Genomic DNA, 20,015 nt, shown 5'->3' on the forward strand with positions numbered 1-20,015 from the left:
TCCGGGGCCGCCCTTCGCAGGCGGTCCCGGATGCCCCACCCTCACCCTGAACGGACCATCATGATCACCGCTCCCGCCGGAGTCGACTTCCGGCCCCTGACCGCCCCCGTCTCCATCGATGACGCCGACGCATCCGAGTTCATCGAGATGGTGCGCGTGCGCAATCGCATCTACCGCGAGATCGCCGGCCACGACGACCACCGCATCGCACCCGACGAACTGCTGCCCCACTATCAGCCCGACGAGGACGAGCGCCGTCTCATGTGGACGATCCACGTGGACGGCCAGATGGTCGGTCGCGCCGGCATCGACCTCCCCTTGCAGGGAGACTCGAAGCTCGCGTTCTGGCTGGTGGAACTGGTGCGCGACGTCTGGGGGCATGGCATCGGCACCGCCGCGTACGAGCTTCTCGAGCGGATCGCCCGCGAGAACGGCCGAACGGTGCTGCAATCGTGGGCCGCGCATCCGGATGCGCCCGGCCCGCGCCTGGCGCCGCCCACCGGATTCGGCACGATTCCCGAAGACCACGCGGCGCGGTTCTACCTGCGGCATGGTTTCAGCCTCGAGCAGATCGAGCGCAACAGCGCGTTCGACCTGCAGGGTCCGTTCGACGGAGTCGAGCGGCTGCTCGCGCAGGCCGTCGCGGCATCGTCCGAGTATCGCCTGGTGCAGTGGTTCGTGCCGACTCCGCCGGAGTTCGTCGACGGATACGCGTGGATGAAGTCGCGCATGGCCACCGACGCTCCTGCGGCGAACCTGGAGTTCGATGAGGAGACCTGGGATGCCGGGCGCATCGCGCGACACGATTCGCGATACACCGACTCCGGCCGCACGCTGCAGGTGACTGCGGCGCAGCACATCGAGACCGGCGAACTCTGCGCGTTCAACGAGCTCGTTATCGGCAAGGACCACACCGAGGCATCACACCAGGAGGACACGCTCGTCCTCAAGGATCACCGAGGTCACAGGCTCGGCACGCTCGTCAAGTGCGCCGGACTGCTGTCGTGGCGCGCCGTCGCGCCCGAATCCCCTCGAGTGATCACCTACAACGCGGAGGAGAATCGCCCCATGCTCGACATCAACGAGGCGATCGGCTTCGTGCCGATCGCGTATGAGGGCGCATGGAAGAAGGTGCTCGATGACTGACATCGACCAGCAGGTCGCCGTGACGGTTTCGCGGATCGCCGTGCCCGAGAGTCTCGACGCTCCCGATGCGGGACGGTTCCTGGAGCTGGTCCGCATCGGCAACGCCGTGTGCCTCGCCGACGCCGGCCACAACTACCTGCACGAGAGCGCCGAGGAGGTGTTCGGGTTCTGGCAGGACCAGACCGACTGGACGCAGATCGGCTTCGCCGCCGAGCGCGACGGGCGGATGCTCGGCGCCGTCAAGATCATGATCGCGAACGAGCCGGACGTCTCGGCTCTGGAGTTCGATCTGATGATCGATCCGGAGCACTGGGGCGAGGGCGCGGAAGAGGCGCTTCTGGCAGCGGTCGAGACGGAAGCCCGAGAGCGCGGGCTCCGGACGATCCAGTCGTGGACCCTGCACCGGCCCGACACGGCTGGGCCGCGCTTGGCCCCGCCGACCGGGTTCGGCTCGATCCCGGCAGAGGACCGCCAGAGTGTCTTCATGCTCGAGCACGCCTTCACTCTCGAACAGGTCGAGCGCAACAGCGTGTTCGACCTGACGGGCTCGTTCGCGATCGTCGAGCAGAAGCTCGCCGATGCGTTCGAGACCGCCGGCGAGGACTATCGGCTCGTCGTCTGGACATCGCCGACTCCACCGGAGCACCTCGACGGCTTCGCCGAGGTGCTCGCCCGGATGTCGACCGACGCACCTGCCGCGGGACTCGTGATCGACGAGCAGCACTGGGATGCGGCGCGCGTGCAGCGCCGGGATGCCCGTCTGAAGGCGCAGGGACTGACCGTGTCGGTGGCGTGCGTGCAGCACGTTCCGACCGGCGCGATCGCGGCCTATAACGAGCTCGTCATCGCCGACGACCACACGGGTGCGACCCAGCAGTACGGCACGCTCGTGCTCAAGGATCACCGCGGACACCGGCTGGGCACGATCGTGAAGTGCGCGAATCTGCTGCGCTGGCGCGATCTCGTGCCCGAATCGCCCCGCGTCTCGACGTTCAACGCCGAGGAGAACCGGCACATGCTCGACATCAACGAGGCGATCGGCTTCGTGCCCGCGTCCTACGCGGGAGCGTGGAAGAAGGTGCTGGAGTGAAGGCTCGTCCCCGACCGCTGATCGAACTCACACCGATCGTCGTGCCGTCCGCAGCCGACGGGCCGGATGGCGCGGACTTCCAGGTCATGGTCGACCTGCGCAATCGCATCAACGAGGTGGTGCGCGGCGAGCAGGCGGTCGCGGCGACCGCCGCCCAGACACTGCCGGCGTGGCAGGACCAGACCGACGAGCGGATCCACGGGTTCCTGGTGCACGCGGACGGCGAGCCCATCGGGCGGGCGCTGCTCTATGTACCTGTCCAGGAGGATTCCAAGAGCGCCGACGTCCGCATCGAGATCCTGCCCGACTGGTGGGGGCGCGGTGCAGGGCGGCACGCGCTGGAGGCGCTCACCGCACTCGCGCGTGCGCACGGGCGGTCGGTGCTGCACGCCTGGACCGATCACCTGCGGCTCGACGGTGAGCGGATCATCGCGCGAACGGGGTGGGGATCGGTGCCCGACGACCACATCTCCCGCGCGATGCGCGGCTTCGGGTTCACGCTCGAGCAGGTCTACCGCGCGAGCGCCCTCGATCTGTCGCAGCCACTCGACCGAGTCGCCGCCGTCCTGGCCGGCGCCCGCGCCGCCGCATCCGACTACCGATACGTCTCGTGGACGCTTCCGACCCCGGTGGAGCATCGAGCCGGCTACGCCTGGCTGAAGTCGCGGATGTCGACGGACGCGCCGGCGGGTGACATGGACTTCGACGAGCAGCTGTGGGATGCCGACCGTGTCGCGCGGATGGACGAGCGCCTCGTCGCGCAGGGCTACACCGGCGTCATCGGGGCGGCGCAGCACATCGTGAGCGGCGAACTCGCGGCGTACACCGAGCTCTACCTGCTCGGCGAGGATCACTCGCTGCCGACGTCGCAGAACGACACGCTCGTCCTCAAGGAGCACCGCGGTCATCGGCTGGGCGCGCTGGTCAAATGCGAGACGCTGCGGATCTGGCGCGAGCACATGCCCGAGTCGACCCGCATCCTCACGAACAACGCCGAGGAGAACAGGCCGATGCTCTCGATCAACGAGGAGATGGGCTTCGTGCCGATCGCCTACGCGGGCATGTGGCAGCGCACTCTCGAGCCGGCCACCGTCAGCGGACCCTAGCGCCGCCGAGACGCTGGCAGTGCGGGCAGAAGTGGCTCGATCGGTTCATGAACGACACCCGCACGATCGGTCGTCCGCAGCGCGGGCACGGCTCGCCGGTGCGACCGTACGCGTTGAGCGAGTGCGCGAAGTAGCCGGACTGGCCGTTCACGTTGACGTACTGGGCGTCGAAGCTCGTGCCGCCCTCGGCGAGCGCCTGTTCGAGCACGCCGCGCACTTCGACGAGGAGACGGTTGACCGTTCGCGATGACATCGCGCGAGCCGGCGTCTCGGGATGAACCCGTGCCGCCCAGAGCGCCTCGTCCGCATAGATGTTTCCCACGCCGCTGATCGTCGACTGATCCAGCAGCACCCGTTTGATCGCCGATTCCTTCCTCGCCAGTGCCGAGCGGAACGCGCGGTCGGAGAAGGCGGGATCGAGCGGATCGCGCGCGATGTGGGCGACCTGCCGAGGGACGGAGGGGTCGAGGGTTCCATAGCCGCCGGGGGCGGCATCCGGCGTGGGTACGAGCGGGTCGAGCGTGAGCGATCCGAACGTGCGCTGGTCGGCGAACACGATCGCGACTTCGCCATGCTCGGGATGCTGGATGTCGAGGCGGACCCGCTCGTGCCGCTCGACCGGCGCGCCCGGCGCGCGCAGCAGGAGCTGTCCGCTCATCCCGAGATGCGCGACGAGCGCCTCATCGGCGGAGTCGCCGGACAGTGCCGGCTCGAGCGGGATCCAGAGGAACTTGCCCCGGCGGGCGGCCCCGCGCAGGCTCCGCCCGGTCAGTGCGGCTTCGAACTGCTCCCCCGACCCGGGGTAACGGGTCAGCGCGCGCTCGTCGAGGACAGTGACGCCGAGCACGGTCGAACCTGTGACCGCAGGGTCGAGGCCGGCACGGACGACCTCGACTTCGGGAAGCTCAGGCACGCCCGCTGAGCTCGCGCCACGCCAGCAGCGCGGCGGCCATCTCGGCCTGCTTCTTGCTCGAACCGCTGCCTTCGGCGGTGAGATCGGCGACGCTGACCGTGGCGGTGAAGAGCCGGCTGTGGTCGGGGCCCGTCGAGGTGACCGCGTAGACGGGCGGCGCCGCACCGGTGCGCGAGGCGAGCTCCTGCAGCGTCGTCTTCGGGTCGATCGCCGCGCCGAACCGGTCGGGGTCCTGCAGCAGCGGATCGATCAGGCGGAGCACGAGCCCGGATGCGGCATCCGGCCCCACCGACAGGTACGTGGCGCCGATGACCGCCTCCATCGTGTCGGCGAGGATCGAGTCCTTGTCGCGCCCGCCGGTCTGCTCCTCGCCGCGGCCGAGCAGCACATGGTCACCGAGTCCGATGCCGCGCGCGACCTCCGCGAGGGCGACCGTGGAGACCACGCCGGCGCGGCGCTTGGCCAGCGCGCCCTCATCGAGATCGGGATTCGCCGTGAACAGGCGCACCGTGACAGCCTGCCCCAGCACCGAGTCGCCGAGGAACTCGAGGCGCTCGTTGTGGGGCCCTTGACCGTGCTCGTATGCCCAGGACCGATGGGTCAGGGCAAGCGACAGAAGCTCGGCGTCGATGACGACGCCGAGCTTGTCGGTGAGACGACTGAGATCAGACGTCAGCGACCTTGCGGCCCTTGTACTCGAGGAACAGCTCGGTGCCCTGCGAGTCGGTGACGACCTTCGCCTGGTGCGGGCGGCTGTAGACGACCTTGCCGTTCTCGACGGTGCTGGTCAGCGTGATGGGCGCCGCCTTCCACTGGGCACGACGCGAACGCGTGTTGGAGCGGGAGACCTTCCGCTTCGGGGGGTTACCTGCCATGGCTTGCTCTCTTCTGTGTTCTCGGCGATGAAGTCCGCGCTACGCGCGCGGGGCTTCCTCGTCGTGGTCTGGGGTGAATTTCTGGAGCGCGGCCCAGCGGACATCGAGGGGCTCGCGCTGCTCTGATCCGGTGCTCGTGGCCAGTCGCTCGCCCGTGGCCGGATCAAGGCCGGGGCAATCCGGCTGACACACCGGCTGAAACGGAAGCGCCAATACGATCGCGTCCCTGACCAGAGTTTCAAGATCCACGTGGTCGTCTTGAACCTCGAAGTCAGTTGCTTCGGTTCCAGGATACGCGAAAAGCTCTTGAAACTCGACTTCGACGGGCTCGGCGATGTCGGTCAGGCACCGTCCGCAGACCCCGACGTATTCGGTCTCGATGCGACCGGTCGCGAGGATTCCCTCGTGCACCGACTCGAGTCGCACCTCGACGAGCACGGAATCACCCTCGGCGACGCTGACCAGACCCTCACCCCATTTCTCGGGAGCGGGCACGTCGAGCGTGAATTCGCGCATCTCCCCCGGGTGGAACACGATGTCGCGCGCGGGGACGACGAACGGGCCGGAACGCTGTTTTCTCACGGTCGTCCATGCTACCCGGGTCCGGATGGGCGACGGCTGTGGGCTCAGATGTCGCGCGAGCCCGTGTCGAGGAACCGCGCGACCGGGGCGGGAACGAACGGCGAGACATCCCCGCCGAGCGATGCCACCTGGCGCACGAGGGAGCTCGACACGAGTGCATGGGCGGGATCGGGCAGGAGGAACACCGTCTCGACGTGGGCGAGGTGGCGGTTCACGATCGCCATCGGCGTCTCGTACGCGACATCGATCTGCGAGCGGATTCCCTTGACGAGCACCCCCGCCCCCACGTCGGTGGCGTAGTCGACGAGCAGGCCCATGCTCCACGATGCGACCGTCACATCGCCCTCGACGTCGCCTTCCTCGATCGACTGCTCCAGCAGGCTCAGCCGCTGGGCGATCGGCAGCATGGCCTCCTTGCCCGGGTTGTGCACCACCAGGACGTGCAGCTGGTCGTACAGCGCGGCAGCGCGACGGATGACATCGAGGTGACCCAGGGTCGGCGGGTCGAATGATCCAGGAACGACGGCGATCCGGCTGCTCATGGTTGAAGCCTATCGAGGCTAGTTCTTCGCCAGCGCCGCGCGCTCCTCCATGCCCAGCCGCCGCTCCAGCGCCGCGGCCAGACCCGGATGCCGGATCAGCGCGGGATCCTGCTCGAGCACCTGCTCGGCGGCGATCCGGGCCTCCGCGATGAGGTCGGCATCCGTCACCACGCGCAGGAGCCGCAGGGACGATCGCGCGCCGGACTGGGCGTCGCCGAGGACGTCTCCCTCGCCGCGCAGCTCGAGATCGATCTCGGCGAGCAGGAAGCCGTCGAGCGTGCCCGCGACGGCAACCACCCGCTCCCGCGCGGGAGTGCCTGCAGGCGCCTCGGTCACGAGCAGGCAGAGCCCGGGCACGCCGCCGCGCCCGACGCGCCCGCGCAGCTGATGCAGCTGCGATACGCCGAACCGGTCCGCCTCGAGGATCACCATGGTCGATGCGTTCGGAACGTCGACGCCCACTTCGACGACGGTCGTCGCGATCAGGACGTCGATCTCACCGCGGGCGAACGCCTGCATGATGGCATCCTTCTCGTCGGACGGCATCTTCCCGTGCAGTGCCGAGACGCGCAGGTCGGTGAACGTGGGATGCCGCGACAGCAGGTCCACGACCTGTGCGACGCCCCAGCGGGTGCGTGCCGCCTCTCCCTCGACGACCGCGACGGGCTCGTCGGCGGTGTCGTCCTTGACCGACGCGTCCGCGTCGATCGCGGCGCACACGACGAAGGCCTGATGGCCCTTGCCGACCTCCTCGGCGACACGATCCCAGACGCGCGCGAACCACGCCGGCTTCTCCGCGAGCGGGGCGACGAAGGTCTGGATGCCGGCGCGGCCCTCGGGCATCGTGCGGATGGTGGACACGTCCAGGTCGCCGAACACGGTCATCGCGACCGTGCGCGGGATCGGCGTGGCGGTCAGGACCAGCGCGTGCGGGGCGGCACCCTTCGCGCGCAACGACTCGCGCTGCTCCACGCCGAACCGGTGCTGCTCGTCCACGACGACCAGCCCCAGATCGGCGAAGGTCGTGCTGTCGCTGAGGAGCGCGTGTGTGCCGATCACGATCCGCGCCTGTCCCGACGCCGTGCGCAGAGCCGCTTTGCGCCTCTCCGCGGCCGGCATCTGACCGGTCAGCAGCGTCGGCATGAGCTCGGGTGCGAGCCGCGGCCCCAGCATCCGCGCGATCGAGCGCAGGTGCTGTCCGGCGAGCACTTCGGTCGGCGCGATCAGGGCGGACTGGCCGCCGCTCTGGGCGACCTGCAGCATCGCGCGCAGTGCGACGAGGGTCTTGCCCGAGCCGACCTCGCCCTGCACGAGCCGGTTCATCGGCCAGTCGCCCTCCAGGTCGCGCGCGATCTGGTCGCCGACCGAGAGCTGGTCGGGAGTGCGCGGGAACGGGAGCGCGTCGTCGAAGCCGGACAGCAGCGCACCCGGCTCTCGACGCGTCGCCGACAGGGCGCGGACGAACTGCCGCTGCTGGAGGAGCGCGACCTGCAGCACGAACGCTTCGTGCATGCGCAGCGTGCTGCGCGCCTGTTCGATCTGCTCTTCGGAGTCGGGGCGATGAATGCGCTCGATCGCGGTCCTCGCTTCGAGCAGTCCGTTCGCAGTGCGCAGTTCGTCGGGAAGCGGATCCTCGACCGGTCCGAGGCCGTCCAGGACGAGCTCGATGATCTTCCGCAGCTGCCAGCTCGCGATCGTGCTCGTCGCCGGGTAGATCGGTATCGGCAGGTTTGCGTTGGCCTCCGCGGTCAGCCGGGCGGTCTCCTCATCGTCGAAGAGCTCGTAGTCCGGGTGGGCGAGCTGCTTCGCACCGCGGTACTCCCCCACCTTGCCGGCGAAGACCCCGCGCCTGCCCGGCTGAAGATCCTTCAGCCGCCAGGACTGGTTGAAGAACGTGAGTGAGAGCTCTCCCTGACCGTCGCTGATCACGACCTCCAGCAGAGATCCCTTGCGGTTCTGCATGCGACGCTCGCTCGCCCGCCGCACCTCGGCGACGATCGTGACCGGCTCGCCGAGCGGGAGCGAGGAGATCGGCGTCAGCTCGCCGCGCTTGGCGTATCGGCGCGGGTAGTGCGCCAGGAGGTCCCCGACCGTCCGCATGCCGAACGCGCGCTCGAGCGCCGTCGCGGTCTTGCCTCCGACGGCGCCGTCGAGACGCGATTCGAGGGCGAGCGCGGGCATGCTCCGAGTCTAGGCAGGGGGGTGGACGGAATCCGCTGCTCCGTCGAGGTCGGTCATCCCCAGATCCCGGTCGCGATATCGGAGAGGAATGCCCGGCCGTTGCGGTTGGAGGTGGACAGATAGATCCAGACCCCGTCACGGGTGATGATGATCTCCTCGGTGTCGGGCCCGTCGCCCGCAAGCTGGCAGAAGTTCGCACCGAAGTCGTCGGATACGCCGCAGGCGTAGCCCATCGCGGGGAGGGTCGCGACCGCTGCGGCGGCCGCATCCGGCGTCGCAGTGCTGATGAGCAGCAGCATTCCCGTCGAGTCGCCGACGATCCAGTCGCACCCGAGCACGAGGGTGGCGTTCTCGGGCGCGGGCCGGACGAAGCCGACACCGTCGCTCTGCAGGGTCAGGTCTCCGATGGCCTCCTCCCGCACTGCGGGTGTCGCGAGGGTGTTGCAGTCGGTGGGCAGGTTCGCCGGCGCGACCGTCTCGGTCGGCGTCGGGGTGGGTGTCGGCGTGGGCGTCGCGGTCTGGGTGGGCGTCGGCTTCGTCGTCGGCGACGCCGTGGGGGTTCCGCCGCCGCCACCGCAGCCGGCCAGGGCGGCGGCCAGGACGGTCGCGAACGCGAGGGTGGACAGGGTGCGGGCGGCGGTGCGGCTCATCGTCGTTTCCGATTCTCTCAACTGTCGATGTTCCCGAGCATAGGGTGAGGACGTGACACGGATCATCGCCGGACGCGCCGGATCGATCACCCTCGAGGTCCCCGACGCCGGAACACGTCCCACGAGCGACCGCGTCAGAGAGTCCCTGTTCGGGGCGCTGGAATCGGCCGAGGCCCTCCAGGGCGCGGCGGTGCTCGACCTGTACGCCGGTTCGGGCGCGCTCGGACTCGAGGCGGTCAGCCGGGGCGCGGCATCCGCCGATCTTGTCGAGAAGTCCCCGCGCGCGGCCGCGATCGTCGAGCGGAATGCCGCGAAGGTCGCAAAGTCGGTGGGCCGGGATGCGGTGATCCGGGTGCACCGGAGTCCGGTGTCGGCGTTCCTGGGTGGAGCACGCGGCCCGTTCGACGTCGTGTTCCTGGACCCGCCCTACGACCTGGACGAGGGCGAGCTCACCCACGCGCTGGCGCTGCTGCTGCCGTCGCTCGCTCCCGGCGCGACCATCATCGTCGAACGCGCGGCGCGGTCGCCGCGGCCGGCAGCGCCCGATGGGCTCGAGCACGTCCGCGACAAGAAGTACGGCGACACCGCGCTGTGGTGGATGCGAGTCACCGAGCGGTAGCGACTACCCGCTGTGCGCGTCCCAGTCGCGGTACGGGTCCCAGCCCGCGCGACCGTCGTGGGGTGCGCCGTCGACGAGCACGGGATGCGATGAGCGGCCGACGACCCGGCCGATCACCCGGAACCCGCGGGGCAGCTCGACCCCCGGCCCGAACGCCGCCAGCAGTGCGTGGTCCTCGCCGCCGGTGAGCGCGGCCGGAAGGTCCGGCCCGAGCGACGACGCGCCGAGGTCGACCGTCACCCCGGACGCCGACGCCAGTCGCGAAGCATCCAGGACGAGTCCGTCGGAGACATCCATCATCGCCGTCGCCCCCGCCTGTGCCGCGACCGCGCCGAGGGCGATGGGCGGCACCGGCCGCAGCTGGGCGGCGACTGCGGCCTGTTCCGCAGGCGTGAGCCGATCGGGATCGACGGGAACGGGCTCGGCGGCGGCATCGCGGAATCGATCGAACAGGATCGCGAGTCCGCGCCCCGCTGCTCCGAGCTCCCCCGCGACGGCGAGCACATCGCCCGCTCGCGCGCCGCTGCGCAGCACGGGAGCCCGACCCTCGAGCGATCCGAGCGCGGTGACGGCGATCGTGAGCGTGTCGGACACCGTCAAGTCACCGCCCTCGACCGCGCACCCCGGAGCGAGCGCATCGCACGCGGCGCGAAGACCATCGGCGAGGTGCTCGAGGAACGACAGCCGCGTGCCGTTCGGCGTCGCGAGGGCGACCAGCAGCGCAGTCGGGCGCGCGCCCATCGCTGCGATGTCCGCGAGGTTGACGGAGGCGGCCTTCCAGCCGAGATCGAACCCGCTCGACCACGCCAGACGGAAGTCGGGGCCGTGCACGAGGGTGTCGGTCGTCGCGACCACCCGGCCGTCCGGTGCCGCGATCACGGCGGCGTCGTCTCCCGGGCCGACGAGCGCGTGCGACGCGCCGAGCCTCGCCAGGATGCGGCCGAGCACTGCACCCTCCGACGACTCCCCCACGGTCGGGTCTTCGGCGGGCGCGGTCACCCGACAACGGTAGCGTCCCGCCGGCGGCGCCGCGGGTAGCCTGAAGAGGTGCCCCGCCGACCCGCCGCTCTCGCCGCCGCGGCCGCGCTCCTGCTGGCCGGGGCGCTGCTGACCGGGTGCACGTCAACCGTGTCGCTCCAGCCCGCGCAGGACGCGAACGATCCGGCCTGCGCGGATGTCACGGTGCGCCTGCCCGACTCGGTCGACGGGCAGCCGCGACGCTGGACGGACGCGCAGGCGACGGGGGCGTGGGGGGATCCGGCATCCGTCATCCTCACCTGCGGCGTGCCGACGCTCGGGCCGACGACCCTCCCCTGCCAGAGCGTGAACGGCGTGGACTGGGTGATCGACGAGTCCGATGCCCCTCGCTATCGGGTCACGACGTTCGGTCGCGTTCCCGCGGTGGAGATCTACCTCGACAACGATGTCGTCTCCAGCGCCCAGGTGCTCGACCGGCTCTCGCAGATCGTCTCGGTGCTGCCGACCGACGGCTCGGTGTGCACGGAGTCGGGTTCAGAGAACTAAGCGGCCGCCCGCTCGAGCGCGGTGTCGATCAGCTCCGAGATCAGCTCGGGGTAGGTCATGCCCGATGCGATCCAGCACTTCGGGAACATCGAGATCGGGGTGAACCCCGGCATCGTGTTCAGCTCGTTGACGTACAGCTCATCCGGTCCGAGGAAGAAGTCCACCCGCGCGAGTCCCCGGCCGTCCACCGCTTCGAAGGCGCGGATGCCGAGCTCCTGGATGCGGGCGATCTCGGCATCGGTCAGATCGGCCGGGCACACGACCTCCGCACCGTCGCCGCCGAGATACTTGCCCTCGAAATCGTAGAACTCGCGCGTGGTGAGCACGATCTCGCCCGGGAGAGACGCGCGCGAGCGTGCGCCGTCACGGCCTTCCAGGATCGCGACCTCGATCTCTCGGCCGACGATCGCACTCTCGACGAGCACCTTGTCGTCTTCGGCGAACGCGATCTCCAGGGCCGCACCGAGCTCGGACGGGTCCGCGACCTTCGAGACGCCGACGCTCGAGCCGGCGCGCGCGGGCTTGACGAACATCGGCAGGCCGAGGGCCTCGGCATCCGTTCGCACTCCGTCGGCGTCGCGAGCCCACCCCGCGCGCGTCACCGTGACCCACGGCGACACCGGGACTCCGGCCGCCTGCAGCACGATCTTCATGAAGTGCTTGTCCATGCACAGGGCCGAATCCAGCACGCCGCCGCCCGCGTACGGCAGCTCGAGCGTGTCGAGGAAGCCCTGCACCGTGCCGTCCTCGCCGTGCACGCCGTGCAGGATGGGCAGCACCACGTCGACGGTTCCGAGTTCACCGATCGTCCCGTCGGCACGTCGGACCCGCAGCGCGCGATCCCCTCCGCCCTCCGGCCACAGGATCCGAGTGCCGTTGTCGACGACCTCGGGAAGCCTTTCGGCGTCGAGCGCGAACTTGTCGGGATCGTCGTCCTCGAGCACGAAGACGCCCTCTCGGGTGATCCCGACGGGAATCACCCCGTAGCGGTCACGGCTGATCGCGCGAAGGACGCCGCCCGCCGTTGCGGAACTGATCGAGTGTTCGCTGGAGCGACCTCCAAAGAGCACCACCACCACCGGCCTGTCCATTCTGAGTCCTCTCGCCCTGGGGCTCATCGTCATCCGTCGTGAGGTGTGGTGCGATCTCACGCGGGTCCATCGTTCCGTCCAGCACCATCTTGACCTGCTCGACGATCGGCATCGCGATGCCCGCCTCGCGCGCCAGCTGCAGGACGGGCGCGACGGATGCCAGACCCTCCGCGGTCTGGTTCATCTGCTTCACGACATCCTGGAAGCTGTAGCCCTGGCCGAGCAGCCTGCCCGCCGTGTTGTTGCGGCTGAGGGGCGACTGGCAGGTCGCGATGAGGTCGCCGAGGCCGGCGAGACCCTGCAGGGTCTCGACCTGTGCCCCCTGGGCCACCGCGAAGTCGGTCATCTCCACGAGCCCGCGCGTGATGATCGAAGCCTTCGTGTTCTCGCCGTAGCCGACGCCGTCGACGATGCCGATCGCGACGGCGATCAGGTTCTTCAGCACACCGCCGAACTCGGTGCCGATGACATCGGTGTTCACGAAGGTGCGGAAGTACCGGTTGCGCGCCCGGCGGGCGACCGCATCGGCGGTCTCCTGGCTCGTCGAGGAGATCACCGCGGCGGTCGGCTGCTCGCGGGCGATCTCCAGAGCGAGGTTGGGGCCGGAGGCGACGGCGATGCGCGAGGGGTCGCAGTGCAGCTCCTGCTCGATGACCTGGCTCATCCGCAGGCCGCTGCGGCGCTCCACGCCCTTCATGAGCGAGACGATCGGGGCATCGGTCTTGGTCACGAGCGCCCTGACGGCCTTGAGGTTCTGCCGCACCGCCTGGCTCGGGATCGAGAGGTAGACCTGCTCCGCACCGTCGAGCGCTTCGGACAGGTGGTGGGTCGCGTACATCTCGCGCGGCAGGTTGATGCCCGGCAGATACTCGCTGTTGCGCTTGGCCTCGTTGATCTCGTGAGCCAGCTCGGGCCGCCGTGCCCACATCGTCACATGCGCGCCGCCGTCGGCGAGGATCTTGCCGAACGTCGTGCCCCAGCTGCCGGCGCCGATCACGGCGACGCGGGGCAGCCCGGCATCCTTACGGCTCAAGGCGACCTGTCTCCCTCTGCCCGTGCTCGGCAGGATTCCAGCGCTTCTCGGGTGCCGGCTCGCCGCGCAGCTGCGAGAGGAGCTGTGCGAGCGCGTTCATGAGTCGGTCGGTTCCGGCGACGAGGGCAGCCGGCTGAGCGTTCCCGGCACCGAACTCCGAGATGTCCACGGGGTCGCCGACGATGACCTTGACCGGTCGGCGCAGGGGCCAGAAGCTGAGCTTGCCGTAGCGGGGCAGGATGTCCTGCGCGCCCCAATGTGCCATCGGGATGAGCGGGATGCCGTCGGCGAGGGCGAGCCGGACGGCGCCGGTCTTGCCGCGCATCGGCCACAGGTCGGGGTCGCGCGTCAGCGTCCCCTCGGGGTAGACGATGACGCCGCGCCCGTGCTCCACGAGCACCTCGGACTGCTCGATCGTCTGGCGGGCCGCGGCCGCTGATGAGGATCGTGCGACCGGCACCATCCCCGTGGCACGCAGCGCCCAGCCCAGCACCGGAACCTTGAACAGACTCTCCTTCGCCATGAATCGCGGCGCCCGGCCCATCCGCCACACGGCGACCGCGACGATCAGCGGGTCGAACTCGGTGGAATGCGTCGGCGCGAGCACGTAGGCGCCCTCGCGAGGGAGCTTGTGCCCGTCGATGATCTCGATCTTGGCGAACAGCCCGGTCAACGGGATGACGATCGCCGCGAGCGGCCAGAAGACGCTCGGGCGGGATTTCTCCGGATTGCTGGGAAGCCTGGACGCGGGCGGTCGAGGCGAGGTTGTCGCCACGACCGCTATCCGATGACGTCGAAGTCCGCGCCGAGTGCGTCGAGCTTCGTGAACAGCTTCTCGTAGCCGCGACGGATGATGCCCACGTTCCGCACGATCGACTCGCCCTCGGCCGCGAGGGCGGCGATCAGGTAGCTGTAGCCGCCGCGCAGGTCGGGCACCACGACATCGGCGCCGTGGAGCGGGGTCGGCCCGTTGATGACGGCCGCCTGTTCGAGCGCCCGACGCGGGACGCGCCGGTCGGGGCTCGCGATGCCCTCGGGGTGCACGACGATGTCGGCCCCCATCTGCACGAGCGCCTCGGTGAAGCCGAGCCGGTTCTCGTACACCGTCTCGTGCACGATCGAACGGCCCTCCGCCTGGGTGAGTGCCACGATGAGCGGCTGCTGCCAGTCGGTCATGAACCCCGGGTGCACGTCCGTCTCGACGACGACCGGCTTGAGCGCGCCACCGCGGCGGAAGCGGATGCCGTCCTCGTGGATGTCGAACTCGCCGCCCGCCTTGCGGTACACGTTGAGGAAGGTGAGCATCTCCTGCTGCTTCGCGCCGCCGACGAAGATGTCGCCGTCGGTCGCCAGCGCCGCGCACGCCCAGGACGCGGCTTCGTTGCGGTCGAAGATGCACCGGTGGTCGTAGCCGCGGAGCTTGTCGACGCCCTCGATCAGGATCACCCGGTTGGGCTCGTACGAGATGATCGCGCCCATCTTCTGGAGCACGGCGATCAGGTCCATGATCTCGGGCTCGATCGCGGCGCCGCGCAGCTCGGTGATGCCCTTCGCCTTCACGGCCGTGAGCAGCACCTGCTCGGTGGCGCCGACGCTCGGGTAGGGCAGCTCGATCTTCGCGCCGGTGAGCCCGTTGGGGGCGGTGATGCGGATGCCCTCGTAGGTCTTGTCGACGATCGCGCCGAACGCGCGCAGCGCGTCCATGTGGAAGTTGATCGGGCGATCGCCGATCCGGCAGCCGCCGAGGTCGGGGATGAGCGCCTCGCCGAGGAGGTGCAGGAGGGGGCCGCAGAACAGGATCGGGATGCGGGATGCACCGGCGTGCGCGTCGATCTCCTCGAAGTGCGCAGACACCGCTCCGCTCGGATCGAAGATCAGCGAGCCCGCTTCGTCGCCGTCCTCGACACGGACCCCGTGCACCTCGAGCAGCGAGCGGACGACCTCGACATCGCTGATGTCGGGCACATCGCGCAGCACGCTCGTCGTCTCGCCCAGGAGGGCCGCGACCATCGCCTTCGTGGCGAGGTTCTTCGCGCCCTTCACTTCGACCCGGCCGCTGAGCGGCCGGCCGCCGCGGATCGCGAGTGTTTCTCCGGACAACTGCTGCTCTCCTGCCTTCGATCGTGCCTCGTCTTGCGATCGAGCACCCTCGCCTAGGAGCGTCTTCATCCGGTGGAACCTCACTTGTGTCTTCGAGGGAACGGCTGTCAGCAGTCCGCTTTCGTGGAGCGGATAGCCGGGGCTACGGAACCGCCTGAGTCTAGGGAACAGGAAGCGTCCGCGGCCGCCACGCCTCTCGGCGAGCCTCGAACTGCGAAATCTTGTCTTCGTTCCGCAGGGTGAGCCCGATGTCGTCGAGCCCTTCGAGAAGCCGCCACCTAGTGTAATCATCGATCTCGAAAGGCACCTCGAAGTCCGCGACAGAGGCGACCCGGCGCTCGAGATCGACGGTCATCCGCGTGCCGGGATCGGCGTCGAGTGCGGCCCAGATGCGTTCCAGATCGTCGTCGGAGATCACACCGGTGAGCAGCCCCTGCTTGCCGGAGTTGCCGCGGAAGATGTCGGCGAACTTGGGGCTGAGCACGACCGCGAACCCGTAGTCGCGCAGTGCCCAGACCGCGTGCTCGCGGCTCGACCCGGTGCCGAAATCAGGCCCGGCGACGAGGATGCTGGCACCTTCGTAGGCGGGCTGGTTGAGCACGAAGTCCGGATCCTGCCGCCAGGCGGCGAACAGCGCGTCCTCGAAGCCGGTCTTGGTGACCCGCTTGAGATAGACCGCCGGGATGATCTGGTCCGTGTCGACGTTCGAGCGCTTGAACGGCACCGCGATGCCGGTGTGGGTGATGAACTTCTCCACGATCAGGCCTCGACCTTCGCCAGTGCGGGCAGATCGCTGGGACTGGAGAGCGTGCCCCGCACCGCTGTCGCGGCGGCGACGAGCGGTGAGACGAGGTGGGTGCGCCCGCCCTTGCCCTGGCGGCCTTCGAAGTTGCGGTTCGACGTCGATGCGCAGCGCTCCCCGGGCGCGAGCTGGTCGGGGTTCATGCCCAGGCACATCGAGCAGCCGGCGAACCGCCACTCCGCGCCGAACTCGGTGAACACCTTGTCCAGACCCTCAGCCTCGGCTTCGAGCCGCACGCGGGCCGAGCCGGGCACGACCATGACGCGCACGTTGTCGGCCTTCTTGCGTCCCTTGACGATCGATGCGAACGCCCGGAGATCCTCGATGCGGCTGTTGGTGCACGAGCCCATGAAGACGGCATCCACCGCGACGTCCTTCAGCGGGGTGCCGGGGGTCAGCGCCATGTACTCCAGGGCGCGCTCGGCGGCGGCCCTGTCGTTGGGGTCGGCGTAGTCGTCCGGCGATGGCACGACCTCGCTGAGCGACACGCCCTGGCCGGGGTTGGTCCCCCACGTGACGAACGGCTCGAGCTCGTTCGCATCCAGGTACACCTCGGCGTCGTAGACCGCGCCCTCGTCGGTCGGCAGCGTGCGCCAGTAGGCGACCGCATCCTCCCAGTCCTGTCCCTTCGGGGCGTGCGGCCTGCCCTCCAGGTACGCGAACGTGGTCTCGTCGGGCGCGACCATCCCGGCGCGCGCGCCCGCTTCGATCGACATGTTGCAGATCGTCATGCGCCCCTCCATCGAGAGTGCGCGGATGGCGCTGCCGCGGAACTCGAGCACGTAGCCCTGCCCGCCGCCGGTGCCGATCTTCGCGATGACGGCGAGGATGATGTCCTTCGCGGTCACCCCGGGCTTGAGCGTGCCCTCGACGGTGATCGCCATGGTCTTGAACGGCTTGAGCGGGAGCGTCTGCGTCGCCATGACGTGCTCGACCTCGCTCGTGCCGATGCCGAACGCCATCGCGCCGAATGCACCGTGCGTCGAGGTGTGCGAGTCGCCGCACACGACCGTGATGCCGGGCATCGTGAGTCCGAGCTGCGGACCGACCACATGGACGATGCCCTGCTCCTTGTCGCCGAGGGAGTGCAGGCGGACGCCGAACTCGTCGGCGTTTCGACGCAGGGTCTCGATCTGCGTGCGGCTGGTCAGGTCCGCGATCGGCTTGTCGATGTCGAGCGTCGGGGTGTTGTGATCCTCGGTCGCGATCGTCAGGTCGAGGCGGCGCAGCGGCCTGCCCTCGGCGCGCAGTCCGTCGAAGGCCTGCGGGCTGGTGACCTCGTGCACGAGGTGCAGGTCGATGTAGATGAGGTCGGGCTCGCCGTTCTCGCCCTTGACGACGAGGTGGTCGTCCCACACCTTCTCGGCGAGGGTGCGCGGGGAATCGGGGATTTCGGTGGTCATGTGTCTCGTTCTCCAGGAAAGGGGATCAAGCCCGTGACGAACTCCGCGACGAGGAAGGCCTGAGAACTAGGACTCGCCGCGGCCGCTAAGGAGAAGGAGAGCGATCCGCACGGCCTCAGAATACCACCGGCTCCGGATGCCGTTGCCAGGGGCCTCCTAGATCGTCTGGCGCTGCTCGACCAGCGGGCATGCGAACGGGTCGCGCTCGCCGAGGCCGACGCGGTTGATGTACCGGATCACGATGCCGTACGACTCGAGCAGCCCGGTCACGGTATAGGGCACCCCTTGGCGGGCGCAATACTCGGCGACCATGGGCGCCGCGCGGCGCAGGTGCGGGCGGGGCATCGACGGGAACAGGTGGTGCTCGATCTGGTAGTTCAGGCCGCCCATCGCGACATCCAGCGCCCACGTCCCCCGGACGTTGCGGCTCATCGCCACCTGACGGGTGAGGAAGTCGAGCTTGGCGTCCTTCGGCACGAGCGGCATCCCTTTGTGGTTGGGCGCGAAGACCATGCCCATGTACACGCCGAAGATGCCCAGCTGCACCGCCAGGAACACGACCGCGATCCCGGGCGAGAGCACGAGGAAGACCAGTGTGATGAAGCCGACCAGCCGCAGCGAGAGGAACCCGATCTCCACCCAGCGCCGCTCGAGCTTCTCGCGCGAGACGACCCGTCGCACGCCCGACGCGTGCAGCGACAAGCCCTCCAGCAGGAGGATCGGGAAGAAGAAGAGACCCTGGTGTGCGACCAGCCACTGCGGGACCGGTGCGCGGGGCGCGCGCGCCTGCTCCGGCGTGAACGAGATCACCGGCAGATCGATGTCGGGATCGACGTCGATCTTGTTCGGGTTCGCATGATGGCGCGTGTGCTTGTGCCGCCACCAGCCGTAGCTCATGCCGACGAACAGATCGCCCAGGATGAGGCTGATCCAGTCGTTCCACCGACCCGACACGAAGATCTGCCGGTGGGCGGCGTCATGGCCGAGCATCGCGATCTGGGTGAACAGGATCGCGAACCCCACGGCGGTGAACAGCTGCCACCACGTGTCGCCGATCCAGATGAAGGCGAGCACGGCGGAGGTGAGCACGACCGGGACCGCGACGAGCTTGGTCCAGTAGTACCCGTAGCGGCGTCTCATCAGACCTGATCCGCGAACCATCGCGGCGAGCTCGGTGAAATCGCTGCCTGTGTGAGCCGGGGTCTGGGGCTTCTTGGTGGAAATAATGCCAGGAGACATCACGACCTCCTAGGGTCGCTTCCTACGGCGGACACAGACCAGCCCGCTCAAGTCAGAAGCTACTCCTCGAACCTGAGCGACTCACAGGTTCCCGGGCAGCTCCGCAGCGGCTCTGCGCTTGTCACGCGCCGACGCGATCAGGCTCGCGACCGTGGCGACCGTCATCGAGAGGATGATCACGCCGAGTGACATCCAGGTGGAGATCTCGGGCGCCCATTCGATGGGCTCGCCGCCGTTGATGAACGGCAGCTCGTTGACGTGCATCGCGTGGAAGACGAGCTTGAGCCCGATGAAGGCGAGGATGAACGCGATGCCGTAGTGCAGGTAGCGCAGGCGGTCGAGCAGGTCGCCCAGCAGGAAGTACAGCTGGCGCAGTCCCATCAGCGCGAAGATGTTCGCCGTGAAGACGATGAACGGACTCGTCGTGATGCCGAAGATCGCGGGGATCGAGTCGATGGCGAAGAGGAGATCGGTGACCCCGATCGCGGCGAAGACGATGATCATCGGCGTGAAGATCTTCTTGCCGTCCACGACGGTGCGCAGCTTCGCGCCGTCGTAGTGGTCGCTGATGTCGATCGTGCGGCGCAGCAGGCGCACGATGAAGTTCTCGCGCTTGACCTCTTCGTCATGATCGCCGCCGGGGAAGGCCTGCCGGTATGCCGTCCAGACCAGGAACGCTCCGAAGATGTAGAACACCCAGCTGAACTGCTCGATCGCGGCGGCGCCGATGAGGATGAACGCACCGCGCAGGATCAGCGCGATGATGATGCCGACCATCAGCACTTCCTGCTGGTACCGCCGCGGCACCGCGAACTGGCTCATGATCAGGACGAAGACGAAGAGGTTGTCGATCGACAGGCTGTACTCGGTGAGCCAGCCGGCGACGAACTGCCCGGCATACTCCGGCCCGGCGAAGATCCACATGAGTCCTGCGAAGATCAGCGCGAGGACGACGTAGAACACGACCCACAGCGTCGATTCCCTCGTCGAGGGGATGTGCGGGCGCTTCAGGATCAGGAGCAGGTCGGCGGCGAGGATCAGGGTCAGCACGATGAGCGAGCCGATCTCGAACCAGAGCGGGAGTTGCAGGTCCAAAGGTGGGCCTTTCACGGAGAGGGC

21 protein-coding genes are annotated in these 20,015 nt (G+C 68.9%); 5 read left to right on the forward strand and 16 right to left on the reverse strand.

Going from position 1 to position 20,015, the window contains the following annotated elements:
* The first annotated feature begins 60 nt into the window (after positions 1-60).
* Genes BM349_RS10650 through BM349_RS10660 form a run of 3 tightly spaced genes read left to right on the forward strand, consistent with a single transcriptional unit; the run spans position 61 to position 3,342 of the window.
* Positions 61-1,146, forward strand: a complete 1,086-nt coding sequence (locus BM349_RS10650) for a GNAT family N-acetyltransferase (RefSeq protein ID WP_091706823.1) — start codon at positions 61-63, stop codon at positions 1,144-1,146.
* A complete protein-coding gene (locus BM349_RS10655) occupies positions 1,139-2,236 on the forward strand; it encodes a GNAT family N-acetyltransferase (RefSeq protein ID WP_091706824.1) in 1,098 nt (365 codons plus the stop codon). Before BM349_RS10650 ends, BM349_RS10655 begins: the two co-directional genes overlap by 8 nt.
* Positions 2,233-3,342, forward strand: a complete 1,110-nt coding sequence (locus tag BM349_RS10660) for a GNAT family N-acetyltransferase (RefSeq protein WP_254773822.1) — start codon at positions 2,233-2,235, stop codon at positions 3,340-3,342. The genes BM349_RS10655 and BM349_RS10660 overlap by 4 nt, the downstream gene beginning before the upstream one ends.
* Here the strand turns inward: BM349_RS10660 and mutM are convergent.
* From mutM to BM349_RS18760, 7 genes are all read right to left on the reverse strand, one after another.
* Positions 3,329-4,255: a bifunctional DNA-formamidopyrimidine glycosylase/DNA-(apurinic or apyrimidinic site) lyase gene (mutM, locus tag BM349_RS10665; RefSeq protein ID WP_091706825.1), complete on the reverse strand. Its 927-nt coding sequence runs from the start codon at positions 4,253-4,255 to the stop codon at positions 3,329-3,331. The two genes, BM349_RS10660 and mutM, sit on opposite strands and share 14 nt — an antisense overlap.
* The gene (rnc, locus tag BM349_RS10670; protein WP_091706826.1) at positions 4,248-4,931 is read right to left on the reverse strand and encodes a ribonuclease III; all 684 of its coding nucleotides are present in this window, start codon (positions 4,929-4,931) and stop codon (positions 4,248-4,250) included. Before rnc ends, mutM begins: the two co-directional genes overlap by 8 nt.
* Positions 4,921-5,130 carry a 50S ribosomal protein L32 gene (gene rpmF, locus BM349_RS10675; RefSeq protein WP_091706827.1) on the reverse strand — a complete coding sequence of 70 codons (210 nt, stop codon included), beginning with the start codon at positions 5,128-5,130 and terminating at the stop codon, positions 4,921-4,923. Before rpmF ends, rnc begins: the two co-directional genes overlap by 11 nt.
* A gap of 39 nt (positions 5,131-5,169) precedes the next feature.
* Positions 5,170-5,646: a YceD family protein gene (locus tag BM349_RS10680; RefSeq protein ID WP_091707255.1), complete on the reverse strand. Its 477-nt coding sequence runs from the start codon at positions 5,644-5,646 to the stop codon at positions 5,170-5,172.
* Positions 5,647-5,756: 110 nt separating this feature from the next.
* A complete protein-coding gene (coaD, locus tag BM349_RS10685; RefSeq protein WP_091706828.1) occupies positions 5,757-6,254 on the reverse strand; it encodes a pantetheine-phosphate adenylyltransferase in 498 nt (165 codons plus the stop codon).
* 18 nt (positions 6,255-6,272) lie between these two features.
* Entirely contained in the window at positions 6,273-8,435 is a 2,163-nt protein-coding gene (locus BM349_RS10690) for an ATP-dependent DNA helicase RecG (protein ID WP_091706829.1), read from the reverse strand.
* 53 nt (positions 8,436-8,488) lie between these two features.
* Complete coding sequence (locus BM349_RS18760) at positions 8,489-9,085, reverse strand: hypothetical protein (protein WP_091706830.1); 597 nt, start codon at positions 9,083-9,085, stop codon at positions 8,489-8,491.
* A 52-nt stretch (positions 9,086-9,137) separates the two neighbouring features.
* Between BM349_RS18760 and rsmD the strand changes: the two genes are divergently transcribed.
* A complete protein-coding gene (gene rsmD / locus BM349_RS10700; protein WP_091706831.1) occupies positions 9,138-9,704 on the forward strand; it encodes a 16S rRNA (guanine(966)-N(2))-methyltransferase RsmD in 567 nt (188 codons plus the stop codon).
* Between the two features lie 3 nt (positions 9,705-9,707).
* On the opposite strand, the gene thiL is transcribed toward rsmD, so the two are convergent.
* Complete coding sequence (gene thiL / locus BM349_RS10705; RefSeq protein ID WP_091706832.1) at positions 9,708-10,703, reverse strand: thiamine-phosphate kinase; 996 nt, start codon at positions 10,701-10,703, stop codon at positions 9,708-9,710.
* Between the two features lie 48 nt (positions 10,704-10,751).
* Between thiL and BM349_RS10710 the strand changes: the two genes are divergently transcribed.
* The gene (locus tag BM349_RS10710) at positions 10,752-11,228 is read left to right on the forward strand and encodes a DUF3515 family protein (protein WP_091706833.1); all 477 of its coding nucleotides are present in this window, start codon (positions 10,752-10,754) and stop codon (positions 11,226-11,228) included.
* On the opposite strand, the gene BM349_RS10715 is transcribed toward BM349_RS10710, so the two are convergent.
* The 8 genes from BM349_RS10715 to BM349_RS10750 form a co-directional block, all read right to left on the reverse strand.
* Positions 11,225-12,319, reverse strand: a complete 1,095-nt coding sequence (locus BM349_RS10715; protein WP_091706834.1) for a D-alanine--D-alanine ligase family protein — start codon at positions 12,317-12,319, stop codon at positions 11,225-11,227. The genes BM349_RS10710 and BM349_RS10715 overlap by 4 nt on opposite strands.
* Positions 12,219-13,352 carry an NAD(P)H-dependent glycerol-3-phosphate dehydrogenase gene (locus tag BM349_RS10720; RefSeq protein WP_091706835.1) on the reverse strand — a complete coding sequence of 378 codons (1,134 nt, stop codon included), beginning with the start codon at positions 13,350-13,352 and terminating at the stop codon, positions 12,219-12,221. Before BM349_RS10720 ends, BM349_RS10715 begins: the two co-directional genes overlap by 101 nt.
* Positions 13,342-14,127, reverse strand: coding sequence for a lysophospholipid acyltransferase family protein (locus BM349_RS10725; protein ID WP_091706836.1), 786 nt, complete (start codon positions 14,125-14,127; stop codon positions 13,342-13,344). The genes BM349_RS10720 and BM349_RS10725 overlap by 11 nt, the downstream gene beginning before the upstream one ends.
* Positions 14,128-14,132: 5 nt before the next feature.
* Positions 14,133-15,521, reverse strand: coding sequence for a UDP-N-acetylglucosamine 1-carboxyvinyltransferase (gene murA, locus BM349_RS10730; protein ID WP_091706837.1), 1,389 nt, complete (start codon positions 15,519-15,521; stop codon positions 14,133-14,135).
* Between the two features lie 91 nt (positions 15,522-15,612).
* Positions 15,613-16,209, reverse strand: a complete 597-nt coding sequence (leuD, locus tag BM349_RS10735) for a 3-isopropylmalate dehydratase small subunit (protein ID WP_091706838.1) — start codon at positions 16,207-16,209, stop codon at positions 15,613-15,615.
* Between the two features lie 2 nt (positions 16,210-16,211).
* Positions 16,212-17,657, reverse strand: a complete 1,446-nt coding sequence (gene leuC / locus BM349_RS10740) for a 3-isopropylmalate dehydratase large subunit (RefSeq protein WP_091706839.1) — start codon at positions 17,655-17,657, stop codon at positions 16,212-16,214.
* 156 nt (positions 17,658-17,813) lie between these two features.
* Positions 17,814-18,896, reverse strand: a complete 1,083-nt coding sequence (locus BM349_RS10745; RefSeq protein ID WP_091706840.1) for a fatty acid desaturase family protein — start codon at positions 18,894-18,896, stop codon at positions 17,814-17,816.
* 81 nt (positions 18,897-18,977) lie between these two features.
* Positions 18,978-19,985 (reverse strand): TerC family protein, encoded by a 1,008-nt coding sequence (locus tag BM349_RS10750; RefSeq protein ID WP_091707256.1) that lies wholly within the window; start codon positions 19,983-19,985, stop codon positions 18,978-18,980.
* Between the last annotated feature and the right edge of the window lie 30 nt (positions 19,986-20,015).

Origin of the sequence: Microbacterium sp. cf046 (assembly GCF_900114345.1) — a bacterium.
Classification (GTDB): Bacteria; Actinomycetota; Actinomycetes; order Actinomycetales; family Microbacteriaceae; genus Microbacterium.

What these genes read in the sequence shown, in the direction of transcription:
- coaD (WP_091706828.1), bottom strand. Translation starts at nt 6,254, where the DNA reads ATGAGCAGCCGGATCGCCGTCGTTCCTGGATCATTCGACCCGCCGACC.
- BM349_RS10745 (WP_091706840.1), bottom strand. Translation starts at nt 18,896, where the DNA reads ATGTCTCCTGGCATTATTTCCACCAAGAAGCCCCAGACCCCGGCTCAC.
- rpmF (WP_091706827.1), bottom strand. Translation starts at nt 5,130, where the DNA reads ATGGCAGGTAACCCCCCGAAGCGGAAGGTCTCCCGCTCCAACACGCGT.
- BM349_RS10655 (WP_091706824.1), top strand. Translation starts at nt 1,139, where the DNA reads ATGACTGACATCGACCAGCAGGTCGCCGTGACGGTTTCGCGGATCGCC.
- BM349_RS18760 (WP_091706830.1), bottom strand. Translation starts at nt 9,085, where the DNA reads ATGAGCCGCACCGCCGCCCGCACCCTGTCCACCCTCGCGTTCGCGACC.
- BM349_RS10690 (WP_091706829.1), bottom strand. Translation starts at nt 8,435, where the DNA reads ATGCCCGCGCTCGCCCTCGAATCGCGTCTCGACGGCGCCGTCGGAGGC.
- BM349_RS10715 (WP_091706834.1), bottom strand. Translation starts at nt 12,319, where the DNA reads ATGGACAGGCCGGTGGTGGTGGTGCTCTTTGGAGGTCGCTCCAGCGAA.
- BM349_RS10680 (WP_091707255.1), bottom strand. Translation starts at nt 5,646, where the DNA reads ATGCGCGAATTCACGCTCGACGTGCCCGCTCCCGAGAAATGGGGTGAG.
- murA (WP_091706837.1), bottom strand. Translation starts at nt 15,521, where the DNA reads ATGAAGACGCTCCTAGGCGAGGGTGCTCGATCGCAAGACGAGGCACGA.
- leuC (WP_091706839.1), bottom strand. Translation starts at nt 17,657, where the DNA reads ATGACCACCGAAATCCCCGATTCCCCGCGCACCCTCGCCGAGAAGGTG.
- BM349_RS10650 (WP_091706823.1), top strand. Translation starts at nt 61, where the DNA reads ATGATCACCGCTCCCGCCGGAGTCGACTTCCGGCCCCTGACCGCCCCC.